The organism is Paenibacillus enshidis (assembly GCF_042136365.1).
GTDB classification, from domain to species: Bacteria; Bacillota; Bacilli; order Paenibacillales; family Paenibacillaceae; genus Paenibacillus; species Paenibacillus enshidis.
Genome location: NZ_JBHHMI010000020.1, coordinates 1 through 20,352, shown reverse-complemented (window position 1 = coordinate 20,352; position 20,352 = coordinate 1). Strand labels below are relative to the sequence as shown.

The window sequence follows — 20,352 nt, the reverse complement described above, 5'->3', positions numbered from 1 at the left end:
CCGTCTGCGACAAAAAGCCGCGACCCAAGAGTCGCGGCATCCTTTATGCTGTGCACCCGGCCACCCGGCCTGTATGCACATTACTTCGCCTTCAGATTATTCCACGTGTTCTGAAACTCTTCCAGCAGCTGCGCCTTATCTAATTTGCCTGCGGCGTACGCCTGCATAGAGCTTCCGAATTCCTGGGCCGCCCCTTCAGGATAGTTGCTGAAGTTCCAGTTCATGACCTTGTTTTGCGTGCTGTAGTTCACGACCTCTGCCCCCAAATCGCCCATATCCTCGGGTGACGCTTCAATACTCTTCAGCGCAGGAATGAACTTGAACTCCTTGGTGATGTAGCGCTTGCCCTCTTCAGATGTGACCAGCCAGTTCAGGAATTCCTTGGCCTCGTCCTTCACCTGCGAATTTTTATTGACAACCCAGTTGTTGGCGACACCGACGAACAATTTGTCGTTACGGGCTGAATCATCATTAATCGGCATCGGCAGAATGCCCAGATTCAGATCAGGGCTGATGCCGTCAATCTGCACCTGCGTCCAGTTGCCCTGCTGCATCATGGCTGCCTGGCCGGTAGCAAAGTTCGTTACCTGTGTGTTGTAGTCTGTCGTCAGCGGATTTTCGTTACCGTATTTCAGCGTCAGGTCAAACAGCTTGAACCACTCTTCAAAGACGGGATTGCCTGCAAACTGCAACGAGCCGTCATTCAGGCCAGCAACGAACGCCGCCGGATCGTCCTGGTTGGCAAAGGCTACATTCAGCAAATGGTTGCCGAACACCCACCATTCCTGATACCCGTTGGAGAACGGGGTAATTCCGGCTGCCTGCAGCTTCTGCGCCGCAGCCTCCAGCTCCGTCAGCGTCGTTGGTATCTCCGTAATGCCTGCCTTGGCAAACAAATCCTTGTTATAAATAAATCCGTAGCCCTCCAGATTCATCGGCTGCCCGTACAGCTTGCCGTCCTTGGTCATCGGTTCCCTGGCGACATCCACGACGTCAGCAACCCACGGCTGGTCGGACAAATCCTCCAGATACTCAAGCCAGGTGTCCAGCTCCCGGTATCCGCCTACGTTAAAAATATCCGGCTGCTCGCCTGCCGCGAATTTTGCCTTCAGGGCTGCGCCATAATCGCTCCCCCCGCCGACGGTCTGAATGTCCAGCTTGATGCCGGGATGGGACGCTTCATACTCTTCCTTGAGTTTGTTCAGCGCTTCGGCAATTTCCACTTTGAACTGGAAAATATGAATTATTTTTTCTCCGCCCCCGCCACCTCCACCATCTGCCGCGTTGCCGCCTCCCTGCTGGCCCCCACCGCAGCCAGTCAGCATCAGAGCCATGGCCATTACGAGCATGAACACCATTGTACCGATTTTTTTCATATGCCAAATCCTCCTTGAATGTGTCTTGATGAAAACGCTTGCTTTTTTTATGATAACAGAAAGAATTATTATCAGCCCTTCACCGATCCCGCGGTAATTCCGTGGATAATGTATTTCTGCATGAGCAGGAAAAATACGATCACCGGCAAAATGCCAAGCACGAGGGCGGGCAGGGCCAGATCCCACTGCTTCGTATACTGGCCGAAGAACGCATAGGTTGCGATCGGAATGGTACGCAGGTCCGCACTTTGCAGCACCAGTGAAGGCAGCAGGTAATCGTTCCAGATCCAGAGCGTATTCAGGATGATGACCGTAACGAGCATCGGCTTCATCAGCGGGTACACGATGCGGAAGAACACCCCGTAAGGGTTGCAGCCGTCGACCCGGGCGGCCTCTTCAATCTCAACGGGTACCGACTTGACGAAGCCGTGAAAAAGGAAGATGGACATCGGAGCGCCAAAGCCGAGATAACAGACCACCAAGCCCCATATGCTGTTCATCATGCCAAGGCTGCTTGTCACCTTGACGAGTGGAATCATGACGGATTGGAACGGAATCACCATCGCCGCCACGAAGAGGGCGAACAGAATCCGGTTATACCGCGAGTTGTGCCGTACCATCCGGTAAGCGGCCATGGAGCTGATCAGGACAAGCAGCAGATTGCTGAGCACTGTAACCAGCAGCGAGTTCCAGAACACTTGTGGAAAACGGGTAATGCTCCAGGCCCGTGCATAGTTATTCCATTCAATGGCCTTCGGCCATGCTGCCGAGTCCATCAGCAGATCCCCGAACGTTTTGACAGAATTCACGGCCAGAAAATAAAAGGGGATGAGGAACAGCAGACCTGCCGCGATCATGATCAATTCGACGGCAAAGGTGACCGGTCGGTAGCTTTTGCCCGTATGCATCAGGCTTCCACCTCCCTGCTTTTGGTAAGACGGACCTGCAGGCTTGTGACCAGGGCGACAATGATGAAAAAGACGAACGCCTTGGCTGTGCCCAGCCCGTAACGGTTGTTCACGAACGCTTCATTGTAAATGTTCAGCGCGACGGATTCCGTTGATCCGAATGGGCCGCCTTTGGTCAGGGACAGATTGAGATCGAACATTTTAAAGGACCAGGATATGGCCAGAAAAAGACACACCGTCACCGCAGGCATGATGAGCGGGATCATAATTTGCCGCAGCACCTGCATCCTGCTTGCCCCGTCAATAGAGGCCGCCTCCAGAATATCCTGCGGCACATTGGTCAGGGATGAGATGTAAATGACCATCAAATAACCCGCCGTCTGCCATATAAATACAATAATAATACCCCAGAAGGCGGTCGCCTCATCTCCGAGCCACGGCAGCTTGAAGAAGGAAAGACCCGTTGCGGCGCCTAGGGACGAAAACCCTTTCACAAATATGAACTGCCAAATAAAGCCCAGCAGAAGACCGCCGATGACGTTAGGCATAAAAAAGACGGTACGCAGCACATTGCGTGATTTCAGCGGTTTGGTCAGGAAATAAGCCAGGATAAAGCCCAGCACATTGCTCAGCACGACCCCCGCCACGGTGAAGCGTACGGTGAACCAGAAGGCGGTGCGGAATTTCGCGTCCTCCAGCAGAATCCGCCGGAAGTTGTCGAGTCCTACCCAGCCCGCCTGGTTGGAGACACCGTTCCAATCCGTGAACGAATAGTACATCCCCAGCAGAAAAGGGATGACAATAATGATGGCAAAAAACAGTGTGGATGGCCCCACAAATACAAGCTGCTGCTGCAGCTGTGATATTTTGGCCCGGTGCATTTGCATCTCCCCTTTTGTGTATGGCTTGCCGCAAACTTATTATGAATGACCGCCGCATGGATGAATATGGAGAATTCTGCTTCCTTAGGGGGAAAATATTGACTTCCTACGCCGCCTTCGGGAACAAAGGCGCAATCACCACTGCTGAAAGGGGAATACAACCGTGAAGTTCCGCAGCATCCGTTTCCGGCTCAGCGCCTTCATGCTTGCAGCGGTCGCCATTCCGTTGCTGCTGTCGATGACCATCACCTTCCTGGTGACCAAGCAATCGCTGCGGGAGCAGACGACCGGGGAGAACGAACGGCTTATTTTCCAGGGAGCCGCAAACCTTGAAAACTACCTGCAGAGCGTGAACAAGGCTTCCATTGCCGTGTACAAGGATCCGCATTTTCTCACGAATCTCACCCGGATTCCGAACGATTACCGGGCGGCCGCTGAACTCTATACGTCGCTGGATACGATCCGCAACACCGTGCCGGGAATCGTCAGCGTATATATGCATTCTTATGAGGCTGGCCAGTCCACACTTGTCACGGGCAGCGCACCCAAGCGTGGGCAGCGGGAGCACTCTTATACCGAAGACGTACCTTACCGGAGCAACGCCCTGTATATTGAAGCGTCCCATCCCGTCCATCTTTACGGCTTTTCTTCCCCGGGACCCGCTTACGGAAAGGATGCGAAGGTGTTTACACTTCACCGCTCGATTCAGAATATCCCCTCCCCGCGCAGGCTGGCCGATCTCTCCATTGACGTCAGTCTGGATACAGTCCGCAGCATCTGCGGGGAGCTGTACCAGGGAGGAAGCGAGCAGTTGTATCTGCTGGATGCCACCGGTGTCGTGATTTATAGCAGCAATGAGACGCTGATCGGACAGAAGCTGGAAAACCCGGACCTCATCAGCGGAATCAACGGCGAGCAGAAGCAGGGGTATTTTGAAGCCGATGAGGCTATGCATGTATACCGGAAGCTGAATGCGGAGCTGTCCGGCTGGACGCTGGTCAAGCAGATTCCGTACGAAACGCTGTATGCGCGCGCAACACGCCTGACCGAGATCAATGCGGGCATTACAGGTGCCGCGCTCTCTGTTGCCATCATCGGCACGCTGCTGATCTCCATCCGGATTACACAGCCAATCAGGCAGTTGCTGCGGTACATGGAGAAAATTCAGGCAGGACAGCTGGATGTTGACATCCAGGTAACGAGCCGGGATGAAATCGGGATGGTCTTCCGCCGCTTCCGCCGGATGATGGATACCGTCAATAACCTCATCCTGCGGGAATACCGGCTGGAGCTGGCCAACAAGACCAATCAGCTGAAGGCGCTGCAGGCGCAGATCAATCCCCATTTTCTGTACAACACCCTGCAATCCATCGGCACACTGGCGCTGCAGCATGAGGTGCCGCGCATCTACTCCCTGCTCTCCTCCCTCTCCAGGATTATGCGCTACAGCATGAAGGAGAGCACACTTGTTCATCTGAAGGACGAGGCCGAGCATATACGGATGTATCTTGATCTGCAAAAGGAACGGTTCGACGACCAGTTTGACGTGATCTTCGACTGGGAGCCAGGGGTGCTGGAGGAGCAGGTGCCCAAAATGATTCTGCAGCCGATTGTGGAAAATTACTTCAAGCACGGGATGGACGCCCGCCTCGGCAGAACGTTGCTGCGGATTTCCGGAACCCGGCCAGCCCCAGGCCGACTGCGCCTGATGATTGAAAACACCGGCCTATCCATACCGCACGACAGGCTGGAGCAGCTGCGGAGCCTGCTGTCCTGCAAGCCGGACGCTGCTGTGCCGGAGGAATTGGCCGCTCCGGATGAGTCTGTCGGGCTGCGCAACGTTCTGCTGCGGGTCCGCTTGCATTCAGGAGAAGCGGGCCGCATGGACATCACGAATATTGAGCCGCATGGCGTTCGGGTTATTCTGGACATCAAGACAGAGGAGCGTGAGTGAACATGAAAGCTTTGATCGTGGATGATGAAAAGCACGGAAGAGCCGCCATCCGGCTCTTGGCCGATTGGCAGGCGCACGGCATCACCGAGGTGCTCGAAGCGGAGGACGGTGGCCGGGCGATTCAGCTGGCAGAAGCAGAGCAGCCTCAGATTGTCATCACCGATATACGTATGCCCGGACATGACGGCACCGAGCTGATGGATTGGCTGCAGGCCCATGCGCCGCATACGAAGGTGCTGGTCGTCAGCGGACACGATGATTTCCGGTTCGTCCGCCACACCATCCGCTGCGGCGGCACCGACTACATTCTCAAGCCTGTCGAACAGGGCGAGATTAACGAAGCTTTGTCCAAAGCGGTAGCGGCCTGGGAGGCGGAGGAACGGCAGCGGAGCCGCCTGACTCTGCAGACCATTGAGGTCAATCAGATGCGGCCGCACTATGCCGACAAGCTGCTGACCGAGCTCGTTCAAGCCTCCGCAGGCTCCAGCAGCACCCTGCCTCGTCTGGCCGAGGAGCTGCGTTTGCCGCAGGGCGCCGCCGTGTGTACCGCCACTGTCCTAAGCCTGGCTCATCTGGATGAGGCTGTTCTGGCTAAATACCGGGCGAAGCGGCAGCTCCTGTTATTCACCATCCTGAATATCTGCAGTGAAATTCTGGCCCGGTCCGGTGCAGGGATTGCCTTCAGACATCTGGAGCACACGGATGAGGTCGTGATCCTGTATTGGGGCGAGCCGGAGAAGCTCGGGGAGCGGCTGAACGCCATGAATACGGGATTCTGTATGGCGCTCGGCAGGCGGATGCATTTTGGCATCGGGTCAGCCGGCCCTTTCCCGCAGGGCGTGCCCGCTTCTTATCAGGCGGCCCGCCAAGCATTGTGGCGGCGCAGTCTTATTCATGCGGCAGACGGTCATCAGGCAGACAGTCATCAGGCGGCGGACGGTTTACACTATGCGGAGAGATGCACCGAAGCGCAGTCCAGGGCCCTCCGGCTGACAGACGCAGAAGAAAGGCTGCGGCTGGTCGTGCTCAGCGGCCATTCGGACAACATAGCCGCGGTCGCGGCGGAGTGGATCGACGAAGCCCTCTCCCGGCTGCCGGATCTGACCGCCGAGCAAATGCGAGGCTGGAACCGAGAGCTGGGCTGGATGCTCGGCCGCTGGCTGGACGACCGGCCGGAGGATACGGTCGGGGAAGATCCGGAGCAGACAGACGCGGCTGCGGCCGTCCTGCCTGTCGACGAGAAGGGCCTGCTCTCCCTTCCCGTCTGGAAAAGCAGCTTCGCCAAGCGGTTGCAGGCCGCAGGCCGGGCACTTGCGCTCACACAGGCTCAAGCGGCGGAAAATCATATCATCCGCGATATTGCCGCATATCTGGATGTCCATTTTGCCGATGAAATTACCCTGCAGGATATTTCAAGCAGGTTCTATCTCAGCCGGGAATACATTTCCCGCAAGTTCAAGCAGGAATTCGGCGTGAACCTGTCGGAATATCTGTGCAACCTCCGCATCCGGCAGGCCAAGCTGCTTCTGCTCAATCCCCGTCTGCGCCTGCAGCAGATCTCGGAAATGGTCGGCTATCAGGACGAGAAGTATTTCGGCAAGGTGTTCAAAAAGCAGGAGGGCATAACGCCGGGAGAATACCGAAAAGCTAGGACGGAATCGACGATTCAGACATAGTGGCACAGATATTAAAAGGTGACTGACAAACTTGAGGGCAGGAAGGCCGATGGATTGAGCGGCAGATCAATATCCGCTGTCTTTGCATCATTATCCCGTTTGATCAGGTTACAGAGAAACAGACAAACTTGGGAGAAGAACCATATTTGGTGAAGGAGCAGATAAGTTCGGGCTCAGGAGTCGGGCTTAGGACAAAGAAGAGGATTCGAGAGAGATCATACTATCTAGGATAATTACATCATATTTAGGATCCTTTATCCTATCCCCCTGCCCCTAGCCACCATCCCTGAACGAAAGGGATAATCGTGCAAGGCATTGCGTAAGGACAGCAAGACACGTAACCCTGGCGACCCGCCGCTTACGGCATACATATTCAAGCAGCCCGGCAGAGCATCTGTCATTAATTATGCAGATGGCTTGCGCTCCTCCCGGCGTGCAAACCAGGTGGCCAGCAGGGAGCCGGAGATATTATGCCATACGCTGAAGATTGCGCTCGGCACGGCGGCAACCGGGTTAAAGTGCGCTGCAGCCAGCGCTGCGCCCAGACCGGAGTTCTGCATGCCTGTCTCCAGTGTAACGGCCTTGCGCTTCGCCAGATTCATGCCGAACAGCTTGGCGAACCAGAAGCCGAGCAGGTACCCCAGCCCGTTGTGCAGAATGACAACTGCGAAAATGAGCGGGCCGGTCTCAATAATTTTGGCCTTGCTGCCTGCCACTACAATAGCCACAATCAGCACGATGGCAATCGTCGATACGAGAGGCAGCGCCTTGACACTCGCTTCGGCCTGTCTGCGGAACAGCGCCTTCACAATGACGCCGAGCACAATCGGGATGATGACCACCATCAGGATATCCTTGATGAGCGATCCGGCATCAATATTCATCCAGCGGCCTGCAAGCAGGCTGATCATGGCAGGTGTAGCCAGCGGAGCAATCAGGGTTGATACGGACGCGATGGATACGCCAAGCGCAACATCCCCTTTAGCCAGCAATGTCATCACGTTGGAGGCGGTACCGCTCGGACAGCAGCCCACCAGAATGACACCAACGGCGATATCCGGCGGCAGTTGCAGCAGTACAGCCAGTCCAAACGCCAGCAGTGGCATGATCAGGTAGTGCCCCACAACACCGATCGCCACATCCAGGGGTCTGCGGAACACCTCGCGGAAGTCGGCCGAAGACAGGGTCAATCCCATACCAAACATGACGATGCCGAGGAAAATCTGTATATATCCCTTCAATCCCGTAAAGGCATCAGGAACAAAAAAACCGAGCAAAGCAAACAGGATCACCCAGACGGAAAATGTGTTTCCTACAAACTTGCTTATCTTTTCTACCGTGTTCACTGCCTTACATCCCCTCTACACATCATGTTAGTTAAATTTTTTAGTATGTATTGTACTACATATTCATACAGCATGACCATATATTTTTTTTAGCAAAGTAAAGCGTTGATGCCGGTTTGCCCTTATACACGACATAAGAGCCGTTAAAGCTCACAAAAGAGTCAATATCCAACTGCTGAGCATAATGTGTGAAGTAGTACGGCGTTTATTTCACTTCACCCGGATATATCGGAAAGAGGGGTACGCATGAGGCACCTTGTGAAATTGAATCCTGAACATAAGACAACCGGACAAATGATTACGGAACATCTGGAAAGAATAAATCAACGGATTAATTATCTGATTCAAGAGACAGAGAGGGCTTTGCTTCAAACAAAAACGGACAGCGGGAACTGACCCGCTGTCCGTTTCGTTTATTATGATATGTAGTAGGATTAAGCCCTGGGATTTTGATTTTTCAAATCGTTTATATAGATGGTCGCTGCTGTGATGGCAATTCCCAGAGTTTTCTGCCCCCACACCAAGCATAGGGGTAATAATAACCTTCCAGTTCTTGAATGCCCTGAATCCAACCTTGAGCATATTTTTATGAAGCAGCCATTCATTGTATTCCTCATTCCGATGTGTGACCTCAGCAGTATTCAAATAACCAAGCAGCCTATCCCATCTTTCGGATAGTAAATCCAGCTGCTCTTCCGGCGTTTTTCCCGAGTTATTCGTCATCGGCATCTCTATCCTTTTCAGATTGGGAATCAATTCCTTTTCCCTTAGAATATGAATATGCTCGGTATGGTGAAAAAATCAGCAAAAACGCGTGCCGAATACAAAGTATTTCAGCACGCTTTAAACCATCCATTTTTTAACCGCCAGACTCCCTGCCTCAAGCCGCTACTTCCGGCCGTAATCCGCCTTGATTTCGCCCCATTCTCTGGTCTGCCACTTCAAGATCCGGTTCTGGTATGTATTCGTCCGCAGCCAATGCTCCGCCCGGTCTACAAGCTGCCAGATCTCCTTCGTCGATTCGTCGCGCTTCAGCGTAGAAGCCACTTGTTTCTGCCGCACCCACTTGAGCGCGTTGACCGAGTCGGAATAAATCGTTTTGCTGCTGTCCAGCTTCTTCAGGTACGCCAGAGCATGTACAATGGCCAGAAATTCGCCAAGGTTATTGGTTCCTTTAGATATAGGACCACAGGAAAAAAGCACTTCACCAGTCCGCGTGTCCACTCCTTTGTATTCCACAGGCCCCGGGTTGCCCCTCGTGCCGACATCCACGGAAATGCTGTCGTAATCGATCTCTCCCTGCGTACCAGCGGCAGCCTGTGCAGAGCGTGCAGCTGGTGCGCCAGCGGTTTTGGGCGAGCCGCTCTTGGCGGACTGGCTGGACTGGCTCGACTGGCTCCCCCAATATCCCTTCCAGCCCCGCGCATACGCCTTCTCCGCCTCCGCCCTGGATTCGAACGCTTTATATTTGGCGCCAGCGACGCCGTTCACCTGGGACTGGCACTCCCCCCAGCTTCCGTAAATGCCCGCTTTTTTGCCAACCCATACCACATAATATTTTTGCTTTGCCATATGTCCTCCATTCTCCGGCAGTTGCTTGCCTGAACAACCTTTGCATTTCGTATTTTACCGTTATAAACAAAAATTTCAAACTCTATCATATCCCGTTTTGTTATCGGCTCCAGTGGTGCCCGGTGCTTGGTGCCTCTCCATACAGCCTTGCACGATTATCCCTTTTGATCAGAATGCGGGGGTTGGAGGTTCGGGGGGCCTAGGGGAAGGAATAAAGAGAAAAGAGATAAGAAAAAAAGAGGCAGCTCAAATGGGATGTTCGGCTTGAAATAGGAACACATGTTTGGTATAATGAAAAAAAGAACTTATGTTCGTGGATTATGGATTCGGAGGCGAGCAGACATGGAAGTCCAAGCGGAAACGGAACTTCAACCCTTTAGCAGTCGTTATCACAGCGAGCAGGCCTGCATGGAGGCATTGATCGCGATGAAGTGGCAGGGTCTTTTTATTTTTTCGGTGCCTTGCTCCGCTCCTTCCATCTCTCTCGGTCGGTTTCACATCACCTACACGCTCTGCTTTCTCCTAAGATCGTCTCATGACCTCGAACCGATCTGCTTTCTCCATAAGGCACGATCCAAAAGATAATAGACCCATTCGATGGTCCTGAATAGCATAACAACAGGCATTTTTGTGCCTCATTTGATCCGTTATTTTCTTTAACGTGCCTAAAGTATATTTTCGGTTCCCGGTTTTCTGTTTTTCTGTACCTGATCAAACGGGATAATCGTGCAAAGCTCCCGGACAGCGAGTATCACATGTCTTGCCACGATCGGCTGGCGGCTTGACTGTCCAGCACTAGAAGGGGATTCGAATTTCTCAGAACCCAGTAGCTTACTTTGTCACAAACTAGTCTCCTGTTTTGTCTTTATTTTTAGAGCCTGAATTCAGCAGGCCAGAACCAACAAAACTTGGAGGCGAACAATCATGACCCAATTACGAGTAAATCACAGCAAGGTGCGGCCAGGCACTTATAAAGCCATGCTGGCAATGGAAGAATACACAAGCGGGCTTTTTACAGACAAGGTGCTGTATGAACTGCTTAAGATCCGTGTGTCGCAGATTAACGGCTGTGCCTTCTGTCTGGATATGCATGCAAAAGACCTGATGAAGCTTGGGGACTATGCGGACCATATTCTGCTGCTGCCGGTATGGCGGGAGGTTCCTTTATTTACGGAAAAAGAACGCGCCATGCTGGAATTGGCCGAAGCGGTAGCCCGTATTTCCGAGCAAGGGGTGCCTGCAGAACTGTATAATAGGGTCAGAGAGCATTTTGACGAAGGGGAATATGTCGACCTGATCGCAGCGGTCAATACGATTAGCAGCTGGAACCGGCTCGCGATTGCCACCGGCATGTACCCAGGCTGCTTCACATCCTAAAATATTTCGGCAAGGGGGCGCGCAAGTTGAAGGGCAGCAAGCATCCGGAACAACAAAATACAGAAGCTGTGGCAGAGAAATCGGCAGAGGTGGAGGAATGGTACCGCAACTACCGGGACTACGCCTTCGCCATCGCTTACCGCATGCTGGGAACAGCAGCGGACGCCGAAGATGTGGTGCAGGACTGTTTTGCTGCGCTTCAGCAAACCTTGCCGGAAGAGGTGCACAACTCCAAGGCCTATATTACGCGCATCACGGTCAACCGCTGCCTGAACCTGCTTCATTCCGCGCGCAAGCAGCGGGAGACGTATGTCGGCGAGTGGCTCCCCGAACCGGTTGGCAGTACCGCACCGGCAGACCAGCCTGAAGAATGGGCGGAACGCAGAAGTATGGTGTCTTACGCCTTCCTGGTGCTGCTGGAGCGCTTGAAGCCGCTGGAGCGGGCGGTGTTTGTGCTGCGCGAAGCTTTCCAGTATGAATATAAGGAAATCGCTGAACTGCTCGGGCTGACGGACACGAATTGCCGTCAGTTGTACAGCCGTTCCCGCAAGCGCCTGGCGCAGGCTACGCCCTCGAATGCGGACAGCAGCAGCGCTGATGATATGCCTCTGCCATCTATGACTCCTGTTGGCGATCTTGCCCGCAAGCGGATGCTGGACAGGTTCACTGCCGCTTTTATGAGCTATGACGTGCCTTCCATGCTGGAGCTGCTGGCCGAGCAGCCTGTATTTATCTCGGATGGCGGCGGCATCGTGCATACCGTGATGCGTCCGATGACGGTGCGCAAGGGTGTGCTGGCCCTGCTCACCTCCCGCCGTGTATTGACCAGTCTGCGGGAGACAGAGGTCTCCACCGTCATGCTGAACGGCGAAGAACAGCTCGTGTTCAGGCATGATGGGCAGGTGGTTGCCGCGCTATGCCTTGAATTTACGGCGGAAGGCAAGCATATTCAAGGAGTGTATATGATGGTCAACCCGCAGAAGCTCGGTTACATCTGTTAAAAGCCTTGCTCTGCTCCGCCAAAAGTCGAAATCCCTTCATTGGATACCTGCACCAATGAAGGGATTTCGACTAGTTATTCCATTTTGCAAAAGGGTGCTGCTAATTACTCGCTCTTCAGCGCGATCGCTTCAATCTCCACAAGCGCATCCTTGGGCAGACGAGCCACCTCTACCGCGCTGCGAGCCGGGTAGGGCTGTTCGAAGAACGAGCTGTACACTTCATTCACACGCGCAAAATCGTTCATATCCTTCAGGAAAACCGTTGTTTTGACAATTTGGCTCATGCTGCTGCCGGCCTCTTCCAGAATAGCTTTGACATTGTTCAGCGACAAACGCGCCTGCTCTTCGACATCCTTGCCGAATTCCCCTGTCGCAGGATTCAGACCAAGCTGCCCTGATGTGAAAATAAAGCCGCCGACCTGCATGGCCTGGCTGTACGGTCCGATGGCGCCCGGCGCCTTGTCGGTTGAGACTGGTTTCATATGAACATTCTCCCTTCGCGGTCATATTACCGCTACATTATATCACAACAGCAAAAAGCACCGGAATCCCGGTGCTTTTTGCAACATGTTCTAGCCTGGCTTGTCCGGCAGGCTGCCCCTTAATAACCGCCTGCGCCGTGTGTCAATGTGGAGATCCCGCCTACCACCGAGAATACAAGAGGAGTCAGGGAGAGAAGGCCCACACTAAGCGAAAGTAACAAACAGGTTTTCGTTTTCCGCATTTTTACGCACTCCTTTGATCATATTTTCATATTCCCGCTGGTTTTCGACACGTGTGCAGCTTCTATATTCCTCAAATAATGTCACGCATTTAATAAAACCAGCTTTGTTATTCATTTTAATGGATGATGACAAACTTTGCAGGATAAATTTTACACCATTTTCAAAATTCGATCTTTGGAAATGATATAACGCCGTTTCATAACAAAAATTTACAAAACGTTCCATGCTGAACTGCTTGTGATAGTAGCTATTTGTTACATTTTGGCTGTCGGTATATGACTCAATTTGGCCCTTGAAGTGATGTAGAATCAGGTCGACATCCAGGTTGAATTCATTCGCGGCTCCCATAATTTTCTCCAACGCAGGCAAAATTTCATCCGGATCATGCTCGATATGCCTGATGTATTCCCACATGACATTCGCTTTGCCAAGCATCAGCTCATAAGCAAGCATGTTTGCCTTCGCCCATGCCTTGAAGCGCTGCACCTCCTGCAAGCCCGCAGGTCCGAGCCCCTTGAACCAGCTCAAATCGGCATACTTCTCCGTATACCTTTTGGCCTCGGCATATTTCTTCAGTTTGTCGTATACAGCAGCCTTCATCAGATACGCATATCCGTAGTACACGACGAGCGGGTATTTCGTTTTGCGTTCGTTTTCATCATAAGCCTGTTTTTCATAGTCATATGTATAGATACTTGTTGTAAAAGAGCTCAGTTCATCGGTCAGCTCAAGCACCCGCTCCCATTGGTTTAACGAGTAATACACGTTAATCAGCTGCAACAGCGCATCCAGTTGGTCGTCCTCCGGCAGCCTTTTGCGGAAAGGATCGAAACGGATGACCGCTCGCAGGCTCTCTTCCTGATCGGTCTCGGTATGAATATGAAACAGCCGGTAATGACTGACTGCCAGTCTTTCCGAGTGCTGGAACTGCTCGCTTTCCGCCACCGCCTCAAAGAACAGGGCCGCCTGCGCCATCTCCCCTTCTTTAAACAGCTCCTCCCCTGCCGCAAAAATGACAGGAATGCTGCTTAGATCATCCAGAATAAGGGGAAGCGCTGCCACAATACAGTCGGTTCGCCCCAGACGGGCACAGCTTAGCAAATAAGCTTTGACACGGGACAACTTCCACTTCTGATCGATCAGACATTCGTCCAAATATAACGGATACAGCCATCCGGCTGGATGACCCATTGCTTCCGTAATGGCATCCAGCGCCTTGAGTGAAAGAGGCTTCGGGTCGCGGTATCTCAAAATTGCGCTGAGTGTCCCTTTATTCAGTCCTGTGAGCCTGCTGAAGTCTTGAAGCGAACAGTTGGAGCGTTCCAAATATGACGTAATTTCTGAACGCAGCATATTCATATGTTCCAATAAAGTCCCCTCCCGCTCAAAATCGCCTAGGATTCTTTGCCTCATCATATAGTTAGGAAGTTAAATGCTCGAATATTGGAATGTTGAATGCTTGAATTTATTGAAATTATATGTAAAAATTATCCATAGGTCAATACTCTATTAGGCTATTTTTCTAGGTATTAAGTCTCTCTGTGCAAAATTTCAGCGCAAATGTTGCAAAAAACACGAAAAAAAGAGCGAAGGAATGCTGTAGATTCCCTGCTCTTCTCGTCGTTTCCCGTCCACGTTATACGGTTTTTTTCAATTTTCTTTTGGCATACCAGTAAATGTTGAGCAGATGATCCAGTTGCTGTGAAGTTTCCAGCACCCGTTCATCATTCCGGCCGAAGGCTGCGGCCGACTTCAACAAGGTCTCGCGCATGCCCTCGATCCTGTTCTCCATCTCGCGCAAATTCATTATTATACACTCCATTTCAAAATTTGTATAAGTTCAACTTCTGTACTTACTCTGATATCTCCAGTATGGCACCGGTTTATTTTTCACAGGGGTTCCTAAAAAAAATTTTTATCTCGGCCGAATAAACATCCCCGCAAGAAGCATAAAGCCGGTGCCCGATCACCAGGCACCAGCTTTGTAGTCCAAGTCAGCTATTCTTTTCCTTATAGATCCGCATCGTTTATATTATGAGTGTAACCATTATTAATAATGAACCAAAAGGAGGCGTTCACGCAATGAGTACCAAGCAGATCGACACATTTCTCAGACAGCTGGATCAAAACTGGGATCAGGAGGACTGGATTGTTCCTCTCTCCGTCTCTCTGGCAGGATTAACCTCCGAACAGGCGGCCTGGAGGCCCGCAGAGGGCTGCAGCACCATCTGGCAGCTGGTGAACCATATCAACTATTACAACACCCGTACCCTGAACCGGCTGCGCGGCGAGGCTCCCGCAGGCAATGCCGCCACCAACGATGAGACCTTCGGTGATGCGGGCAACCCTGAGGATAGCGAAGGCTGGGAGCGTACAGTACGCGAGACGGAGAGTGTCTATCATTCCATTCGTGCAGAACTGGCCGGAATGCAGGACGAAGCGCTGGAGGTAAAAGGCCAAAACGGAATGACGCTCGGTGAAAGCCTCGCCATCTGGATCGCGCATGACGGGTACCATGCCGGACAAATCGTGCTGCTGCGCAAGCTGCAAGGCTGCTGGAGATAAGGCAACATAAAAGGTCAAGAACTGGAGGAGGTTCACTCCTGTTCTTGACCTTCTTTTCCAAAATAGATATAACGCGGGAGTCCATTTTGAATGGCGATCGCTTCTCGTTGTTGGGGATGCGCACGAAGCAGCGGAGAGGACGAAGCAATTCCGGAAAAGCGGAGCGTTCGCCTTTGGCCCGGAGGGTCAACAGCGATTGCAGGAATGCTTCGTTCTCGGAGCGCCTCCCAACCCGGAAAAAGTGCATTCTTCTATTCAAACGAACTTCCGTTATTTCCCGCTCACCTTCAACCGCTTATTCAACCCTCCGGGGGAGGAAATCCGTGATTGCAGCGTGTACAGCACCATGATCATAACGGCCACAACGGCCAGTACAAAGAAAATATTGCTGTACACATAAGCGTTATCCTTCAGGGCGAACGGATTCAAATGGAAGGATGAAGAGCCTACATCCAGCATTTTGCCGATCACACTGGTCGTCACCGCACCCGCAATGAAGTTGAGCAGGGAGAAGAGCCCCATGCCCACCCCCACCTGATCCTTGGTCAAGGTCCGTGAAATGGTGTTCGACATGGCGATTTGCAGGAAAGTCTGCCCCAAATTGCCGAAGACCAGCAGAAACATGATCAGATAAGGGGACAAGCCCACGAATATGGACAGCGTGATAAAGCAAACCAGGATCAGCCCCACTGCCGTATACACAAGAAAGGCATTGCCTCTCTCATCAGCCAGCTTGCCCCCCTGCCGTCCCATGAAGGCCGAGATTATGGCCGCAGGGAACATGATCAACCCGATCATAGCCGGTGAAAGCTGATTCACCCCGCTCAAAAACTGCGGAGCCAGGAACGGAAGACCAAAGTTCATTCCGGTCGCCAAAAAAGCGATGAATAAACCGTAGGAGTACAGCTTGTTTTTGAACAAAGACGGCTGTATAAAAGGCTCCTCGGCAGTGCGTACCCGAATGATAAAGAGAATCAGCACTCCCGCCCCAATCAGAGCCAACAGCCAGTTCCCCATGGAAATAGCCATGAGCAGCAATGCTACCGTAACCCCCAGCAGCAGTCCTCCGATAAAATCGATCTTCTTGGCCGTGCCAGTCTGGTCATCAAGGTATTTGCGGAAGAACGGCAGGACGAGCAGCGGCAGGACTGACAGCAAAAACAGAAACCGCCAGCTGGCAAACCCGGTAATTAACCCGGATACGATCGGCGCCAGCGCCGTTCCCAGGGCCAAACCGGTGGCTACCGTGCCAAGCGCTCTTCCTCTCTTCTCGGGCGGAAAATAGCGTACCGGAACGATCATGGCCGTAGCCGGGATAACCGACGCCCCCGCAGCCTGAAGCACACGGGCCAAAATAATCATCCAGTAATGTGTGGCCGCAAGCCCCACAATCGAGCCCAAAGCAAAAAAGATAAGCCCAAAGGTTAGCAGATCCTTCAGCCGGTATTTATCAGCCAGCTTGCCGAATGCCACCGAGCCGATCGCGTACACGATCATGTATGCGGTAAGCAGCCAGCTTACCTGTGACGCGCTTACCCCGAATTCCTCCCGAATGATCGGCATCACCACATTAAACATGGTGGCGTTCATAACGGAGAACACGAGTGTGAACGCCAGCACCAGCATAAGCTTGTCGGCATTCGACCGTGCTTGTACATTATCCATTTTTCATGTCCTTTCTTTAACTGTATTGTTCATATATTAATCGTATTTCAAAAAAAAGACTATGCTTCGTAATGTTAAAATTTCAAGCAAGCATATGTCAATGATTATACTCCTCCAACGGCAAATACAGAGAAAATGTGCTGCCCGAGCCCTCTTCGCTTTCCAGGCGGATGAATCCGCCCAATAAGCGTGCCAGATCCCGGCTGATGGACAGCCCCAGGCCAGTCCCGCCATATTTGCGGCTGATGGAGCCATCCGCCTGCTGAAAAGCTTCAAATATAGAATGCTGCTTGCTCTTCGAGATGCCGATGCCCGTATCGATCACCGACAGCACAAGCCATTCCCCTTCCCTTCCGGGTTCCGCCAGCCGTTCCGGGCGGGCTTCCAGCGTAATGCTTCCCGAATGGGTAAACTTGAACGCATTGGATAACAGATTGCGCAGAATCTGCTGCACCCGCTGCGAATCCGAATACAGCTGGTGCGGCACTCCCTTCCCGTGTTGCAGCTTGAATTCCAGATTTTTGTTGCGAGCCGTCACCTCGAACTGCATGAACATGATCTGCAGCAGTTCCTCGACACTTGTGTAATCCTTCGTAATTTCCATTTTGCCTGCCTCAACCTTGGACAGATCCAGAATATCGTTAATGAGCTGCAACAGGTCCTGACCGGAAGCATAAATAATGCTGCTGTACTGCTTCAGCTCCTCCTCGTCCAGTTCCTTCCCCTGTTCAGCAAGCATCTGTGCCAGGTTAATAATGCTGTTGAGCGGTGTACGCAGCTCATGCGACATCGTCGCCATAAACTCTGATTTATACTGTGACGCCGTCATGAGCTGCTGCGCCCGTTCTTCCAAGGCCAGCTTTGCTTTCTGCAGCTGCTCCTTCTGCTTCGACAGCTTCCGGTTGGCCTGAATGATCTGGGATTTCCGCCTTTGCTCAAGCTGGAAATCACGCAGAATGAAGGCGATCAGATAGCTTAGCGCAATCCCCAGCGGGAGTGTGAACGGTACAGCTTTCGTCAGATAGTAATAAAAAGGAGTGTCATCAAAAATAGCAATGTTAAGGACATTAACCAGATTGATGGCCAGTATGCTGACCGATGCCTTGATGATCAAACGATAATCCGTCTTTCTCATCCAATAGTTGACCCCGGCCGCCAGCAAACCAAGGATGGACAAGTTGACAAATCCCGCGACAGAAGCCTCGTTGAATCCGAAGACAAATAAAGCAAGGCCGGTTGCCACGCCGATGATAACAAGCGAGGAAGCGCAGGGATAGACCAGTGAGGCGATAATTAAAGGAACGAATCTTAAATCGAATACAACCTGGCCGTCAAAGCTGAAGCCGAATACCGAGCAGATCCAGCCGCAGAATACGGTAAGCACTATAGAGGAAATATATTGTACTCTGGCCGATACCCTGCTCAGTACGTATTTAAAAGTAACATTAGCCAAATAAGCAACAGCGATCAGCATACCGAGATTCATGAGGAACATTTTAGTAAACTCCATAACTTCACTCCCGCTGTAACATATTCTGTTGTTGACCAGGACTCACTGCTTGATCTATCATAAACGAATTTTCCATCTTTCTACAACGAAAATACCAATTTTTCCAATAAAGTGCTCAGTAATTGGATAGAAAAAACAATAACTATTTACTTTATGTAACATACTTGCTATAATGAAAAAAGTGTTTATTAACCCCATATGATTCCACGCAATAAGTAACTCCTAATCACCGTGAGGAGCATCTTCAAATTTTATCGATAACCCTAAGTGTAGAATTTTGAGCTTTTGCAGTATGTTTTGCATTCACACTGGCGCGGTCATCGGAGCCGCAAGGATGGAAGAGAGGCAGGGCTTCCGTCGTTTGGAAAACCATTTATGGAATCAGTTTCCCTAATTGCAGGGGTTAACTATACGGCAGCGCCACACAATGGTGTGTACGAACTGAGCGTTGTCACCAGCCCCCGGAGTATAACTCCGGGGGCTTTTCTACAATCGAAAAAAAATGGCCCTGCCAAACTGCGGCAGGGCCCAAGAGCACTTGATGAAAAAGGGGTTAATACAGTCATTATAGGGCCCCAACCTTAAATTTATATGATATGAATCTTAAGATTACATTAATTTCCGGAAATCTCTCGACATTCGAGACAGGGTTAGGCTAGTATTCCGTCCAATACCTTGTTCCGTCCTCCACGACAACTGTCCTGCGGCTGCCTCTCTCCATTCGGGCAGGATGAGACTGGCGTGGCTCCGGACGTTCCCATGCCTCCAGTATGACGACATGCTGGGTCGAAGACCGATCATCCCATTGAATATATCTCTCCTGCTCCAGGTGCAGCAGACCGGGCGTGATATCACGCGGCTGCCGTCCCGTCCTGACCGATAACTCCGCCGCCGTCGGCATCCGCCTGTGCTGGGCAAAGAAGTTATACAGGATACGCAGCAGCTTGCGTTCAAAATCAGGCAGCATACGAAACTCCTCCCTTATGATTCGCCCTCGGATAACAACAAGAACATTTGTTCTTATTATATACAAAATTATGCGTTTTATTCAAGTCCCCGGACAAAAAAAGCGCAGCCTCCGGGATGGAAGCTGCGTCTATGCTCAGTATGTTTAGTCAGCCTCTGTCTTTCTCCTTGCGGCCGATAGAAATCATCCACCAGCCAATCAATCCGATGCTGCCAAGCGCTAGAATCGATAAAAAGATAATGTACAGCAAATGGGATATTTGTTCTGACATCACACTCGCCTCCTTACCACTTTTATACCCACAGCGAAGCCTGCATTAAACACCGAGCAGAAAAAATACTGCTCAGAACAGCCCTTCACCTCTTAAGAACTTCTATTCCTGCGCTTTAGCAACCACATCACTGCGGCAAGGATAAACAGCAGCGCTGTAATCGCCCATATCAGGAACACTGTAAGCCCCAGACCGATATTCGCATCCTGCCCCTTATAGCTGAGAGTTTGCATCAACAGCAGGGTGCAGAATAAAACAATCGGAGCAAGAACAATCAGACTGGCAACCCTTTTTCTGCCCGATACAGCAACCACGCAGGCCGCCGCGGCAAGCAGCAAAAGCCAGTACAGCAAGATTTCCAACAACATGTTATACCTCCTAATGGTAAGACCCTTAAAAATGCGTCCGGCAGGTTCAGCCTAATTGTACCAAATCGGTCGGCAGGACACCAACACTAGTGCTGGACAGTCAAGCCGCCCGTCGATCGTGGCAAGACATGTGATACTCTCTTTTCAGGAGCTTTGCACGATTATCCCGTTGGATCAGGTACAGAAAAAC

The 20,352-nt window shown here is 51.8% G+C and carries 18 protein-coding genes; 5 read left to right on the top strand and 13 right to left on the bottom strand.

Annotated features, from left to right (window positions below):
* Window positions 1-80: 80 nt before the first annotated feature.
* The 3 genes from ACE41H_RS18710 to ACE41H_RS18700 form a co-directional block, all read right to left on the bottom strand.
* Window positions 81-1,376 (bottom strand): ABC transporter substrate-binding protein, encoded by a 1,296-nt coding sequence (locus ACE41H_RS18710; RefSeq protein ID WP_375357079.1) that lies wholly within the window; start codon window positions 1,374-1,376, stop codon window positions 81-83.
* 71 nt (window positions 1,377-1,447) lie between these two features.
* The gene (locus ACE41H_RS18705) at window positions 1,448-2,284 is read right to left on the bottom strand and encodes a carbohydrate ABC transporter permease (RefSeq protein ID WP_375357078.1); all 837 of its coding nucleotides are present in this window, start codon (window positions 2,282-2,284) and stop codon (window positions 1,448-1,450) included.
* On the bottom strand, window positions 2,284-3,165 hold the full coding sequence (locus tag ACE41H_RS18700) for a carbohydrate ABC transporter permease (protein WP_375357077.1): 882 nt from the start codon (window positions 3,163-3,165) through the stop codon (window positions 2,284-2,286). The genes ACE41H_RS18705 and ACE41H_RS18700 overlap by 1 nt, the downstream gene beginning before the upstream one ends.
* A 163-nt stretch (window positions 3,166-3,328) precedes the next feature.
* Between ACE41H_RS18700 and ACE41H_RS18695 the strand changes: the two genes are divergently transcribed.
* Window positions 3,329-5,119, top strand: a complete 1,791-nt coding sequence (locus ACE41H_RS18695; protein WP_375357076.1) for a cache domain-containing sensor histidine kinase — start codon at window positions 3,329-3,331, stop codon at window positions 5,117-5,119.
* Window positions 5,120-5,121: 2 nt separating this feature from the next.
* Window positions 5,122-6,795, top strand: coding sequence for a response regulator (locus ACE41H_RS18690; RefSeq protein ID WP_375357074.1), 1,674 nt, complete (start codon window positions 5,122-5,124; stop codon window positions 6,793-6,795).
* Window positions 6,796-7,199: 404 nt separating this feature from the next.
* Here the strand turns inward: ACE41H_RS18690 and ACE41H_RS18685 are convergent, their stop codons facing one another.
* Both ACE41H_RS18685 and rnhA read right to left on the bottom strand, forming a co-directional pair.
* Window positions 7,200-8,141, bottom strand: a complete 942-nt coding sequence (locus ACE41H_RS18685) for a bile acid:sodium symporter family protein (RefSeq protein WP_375357073.1) — start codon at window positions 8,139-8,141, stop codon at window positions 7,200-7,202.
* An 888-nt stretch (window positions 8,142-9,029) separates the two neighbouring features.
* Window positions 9,030-9,713: a ribonuclease H gene (gene rnhA, locus ACE41H_RS18680; protein WP_375357071.1), complete on the bottom strand. Its 684-nt coding sequence runs from the start codon at window positions 9,711-9,713 to the stop codon at window positions 9,030-9,032.
* Window positions 9,714-10,637: 924 nt separating this feature from the next.
* Here rnhA and ACE41H_RS18675 point away from each other — a divergent pair.
* Together ACE41H_RS18675 and ACE41H_RS18670 are read left to right on the top strand one after the other, a co-directional pair.
* Window positions 10,638-11,090 (top strand): carboxymuconolactone decarboxylase family protein, encoded by a 453-nt coding sequence (locus ACE41H_RS18675; protein ID WP_375357070.1) that lies wholly within the window; start codon window positions 10,638-10,640, stop codon window positions 11,088-11,090.
* A 26-nt stretch (window positions 11,091-11,116) separates the two neighbouring features.
* On the top strand, window positions 11,117-12,091 hold the full coding sequence (locus ACE41H_RS18670) for a sigma-70 family RNA polymerase sigma factor (RefSeq protein WP_375357069.1): 975 nt from the start codon (window positions 11,117-11,119) through the stop codon (window positions 12,089-12,091).
* 104 nt (window positions 12,092-12,195) lie between these two features.
* On the opposite strand, the gene ACE41H_RS18665 is transcribed toward ACE41H_RS18670, so the two are convergent.
* From ACE41H_RS18665 to ACE41H_RS18655, 3 genes are all read right to left on the bottom strand, one after another.
* Complete coding sequence (locus tag ACE41H_RS18665; RefSeq protein ID WP_375357068.1) at window positions 12,196-12,573, bottom strand: RidA family protein; 378 nt, start codon at window positions 12,571-12,573, stop codon at window positions 12,196-12,198.
* Window positions 12,574-12,777: 204 nt separating this feature from the next.
* A complete protein-coding gene (locus tag ACE41H_RS18660; RefSeq protein WP_375357067.1) occupies window positions 12,778-14,184 on the bottom strand; it encodes a helix-turn-helix domain-containing protein in 1,407 nt (468 codons plus the stop codon).
* 268 nt (window positions 14,185-14,452) lie between these two features.
* On the bottom strand, window positions 14,453-14,623 hold the full coding sequence (locus tag ACE41H_RS18655) for a Spo0E family sporulation regulatory protein-aspartic acid phosphatase (protein ID WP_375357065.1): 171 nt from the start codon (window positions 14,621-14,623) through the stop codon (window positions 14,453-14,455).
* Window positions 14,624-14,898: 275 nt separating this feature from the next.
* Between ACE41H_RS18655 and ACE41H_RS18650 the strand changes: the two genes are divergently transcribed.
* A complete protein-coding gene (locus ACE41H_RS18650; protein ID WP_375357064.1) occupies window positions 14,899-15,381 on the top strand; it encodes a DinB family protein in 483 nt (160 codons plus the stop codon).
* A 270-nt stretch (window positions 15,382-15,651) separates the two neighbouring features.
* Here the strand turns inward: ACE41H_RS18650 and ACE41H_RS18645 are convergent, their stop codons facing one another.
* From ACE41H_RS18645 to ACE41H_RS18625, 5 genes are all read right to left on the bottom strand, one after another.
* Entirely contained in the window at window positions 15,652-17,046 is a 1,395-nt protein-coding gene (locus ACE41H_RS18645) for an MFS transporter (RefSeq protein ID WP_375357063.1), read from the bottom strand.
* Window positions 17,047-17,143: 97 nt separating this feature from the next.
* Complete coding sequence (locus ACE41H_RS18640; RefSeq protein ID WP_375357062.1) at window positions 17,144-18,556, bottom strand: ATP-binding protein; 1,413 nt, start codon at window positions 18,554-18,556, stop codon at window positions 17,144-17,146.
* Between the two features lie 655 nt (window positions 18,557-19,211).
* Window positions 19,212-19,523, bottom strand: a complete 312-nt coding sequence (locus ACE41H_RS18635) for a hypothetical protein (protein ID WP_375357061.1) — start codon at window positions 19,521-19,523, stop codon at window positions 19,212-19,214.
* 148 nt (window positions 19,524-19,671) lie between these two features.
* A complete protein-coding gene (locus ACE41H_RS18630; protein WP_375357060.1) occupies window positions 19,672-19,794 on the bottom strand; it encodes a hypothetical protein in 123 nt (40 codons plus the stop codon).
* A gap of 92 nt (window positions 19,795-19,886) precedes the next feature.
* Window positions 19,887-20,162 (bottom strand): hypothetical protein, encoded by a 276-nt coding sequence (locus ACE41H_RS18625; RefSeq protein WP_375357059.1) that lies wholly within the window; start codon window positions 20,160-20,162, stop codon window positions 19,887-19,889.
* Window positions 20,163-20,352 lie beyond the last annotated feature (190 nt).

What these genes read in the sequence shown, in the direction of transcription:
- ACE41H_RS18640 (WP_375357062.1), bottom strand. Translation starts at nt 18,556, where the DNA reads ATGGAGTTTACTAAAATGTTCCTCATGAATCTCGGTATGCTGATCGCT.
- ACE41H_RS18710 (WP_375357079.1), bottom strand. Translation starts at nt 1,376, where the DNA reads ATGAAAAAAATCGGTACAATGGTGTTCATGCTCGTAATGGCCATGGCT.
- ACE41H_RS18655 (WP_375357065.1), bottom strand. Translation starts at nt 14,623, where the DNA reads ATGAATTTGCGCGAGATGGAGAACAGGATCGAGGGCATGCGCGAGACC.
- ACE41H_RS18690 (WP_375357074.1), top strand. Translation starts at nt 5,122, where the DNA reads ATGAAAGCTTTGATCGTGGATGATGAAAAGCACGGAAGAGCCGCCATC.
- ACE41H_RS18700 (WP_375357077.1), bottom strand. Translation starts at nt 3,165, where the DNA reads ATGCACCGGGCCAAAATATCACAGCTGCAGCAGCAGCTTGTATTTGTG.
- ACE41H_RS18650 (WP_375357064.1), top strand. Translation starts at nt 14,899, where the DNA reads ATGAGTACCAAGCAGATCGACACATTTCTCAGACAGCTGGATCAAAAC.
- ACE41H_RS18630 (WP_375357060.1), bottom strand. Translation starts at nt 19,794, where the DNA reads ATGTCAGAACAAATATCCCATTTGCTGTACATTATCTTTTTATCGATT.
- rnhA (WP_375357071.1), bottom strand. Translation starts at nt 9,713, where the DNA reads ATGGCAAAGCAAAAATATTATGTGGTATGGGTTGGCAAAAAAGCGGGC.
- ACE41H_RS18645 (WP_375357063.1), bottom strand. Translation starts at nt 17,046, where the DNA reads ATGGATAATGTACAAGCACGGTCGAATGCCGACAAGCTTATGCTGGTG.
- ACE41H_RS18705 (WP_375357078.1), bottom strand. Translation starts at nt 2,284, where the DNA reads ATGCATACGGGCAAAAGCTACCGACCGGTCACCTTTGCCGTCGAATTG.
- ACE41H_RS18625 (WP_375357059.1), bottom strand. Translation starts at nt 20,162, where the DNA reads ATGTTGTTGGAAATCTTGCTGTACTGGCTTTTGCTGCTTGCCGCGGCG.
- ACE41H_RS18675 (WP_375357070.1), top strand. Translation starts at nt 10,638, where the DNA reads ATGACCCAATTACGAGTAAATCACAGCAAGGTGCGGCCAGGCACTTAT.
- ACE41H_RS18665 (WP_375357068.1), bottom strand. Translation starts at nt 12,573, where the DNA reads ATGAAACCAGTCTCAACCGACAAGGCGCCGGGCGCCATCGGACCGTAC.
- ACE41H_RS18635 (WP_375357061.1), bottom strand. Translation starts at nt 19,523, where the DNA reads ATGCTGCCTGATTTTGAACGCAAGCTGCTGCGTATCCTGTATAACTTC.